This window comes from Cecembia lonarensis LW9 (genome assembly GCF_000298295.1).
Classification (GTDB): Bacteria; Bacteroidota; Bacteroidia; order Cytophagales; family Cyclobacteriaceae; genus Cecembia; species Cecembia lonarensis.
The window spans coordinates 1-643 of sequence record NZ_AMGM01000309.1 but is presented as its reverse complement, the minus strand read 5'-3'; the positions used below and the strand labels follow the sequence as shown (position 1 = coordinate 643).

The following is a 643-nucleotide window of genomic DNA, read 5'->3' as shown; positions in this document are numbered from 1 at the left end:
GGAAGATCCCAATCATCCTGAACTGACAGGCTTGCTGGAGATCACGTGGCCGCATACCAAGGATGTCCCGGAATTCACTGCGGCAATCGATGACTACTTCACCCGAGCGAAAGAGAACGGGACCGTCGATCGCGTCTTGAAAGAAAATGGGGTTACCGCGGAAGTTGCTGACTTCTATATCAACGGGCGTTAGTCACCAGAACCTGAAGCGGCAAACCGCCAACAGGTACGATTAATCAGTGCGGGAGGTGCGAAACGACCAGTTTCGCGCCTCCCTTCTATATGGAATTTCACTAGGGGACTACCTATGCGAGCGGCAGATATGGCAACGATCGATGAGACTGAGCAAGCTTCTGCCTCACAACGCGTCCTGGCAATATTGCGTCAAGAAATAGTAACCGGAAAACTTGAGCCTGAGCAGGTCATCCATGAATCGGAGACTGCGTTGCGTCTTGGAGTTTCAAAGACCCCGGTGCGTGAAGCGCTCCAGGGCCTTCTCTGGGAGGGATTCGTGATGGCGTTCCCGCGGCGCGGATACGTGGTTCGCCCCGTGGGGATGAATGATATCCGCGACGTCATGGATCTGCGGATGTCGATAGAACCACCGATCACCGGGATCGCGGCGCGTCGAAGGTCCTCAGAG

General features: G+C 55.2%; 2 protein-coding genes. Both read left to right on the top strand.

Going from position 1 to position 643, the window contains the following annotated elements; genetic code table 11:
* Positions 1-193, top strand: a 193-nt coding sequence (locus tag B879_RS24250) for a membrane-bound lytic murein transglycosylase MltF (protein ID WP_040401654.1), incomplete at its 5' end; no start/stop codon positions are given.
* Between the two features lie 129 nt (positions 194-322).
* On the top strand, positions 323-643 hold a 321-nt coding region (locus tag B879_RS24245), incomplete at its 3' end, for a GntR family transcriptional regulator (protein WP_040401655.1).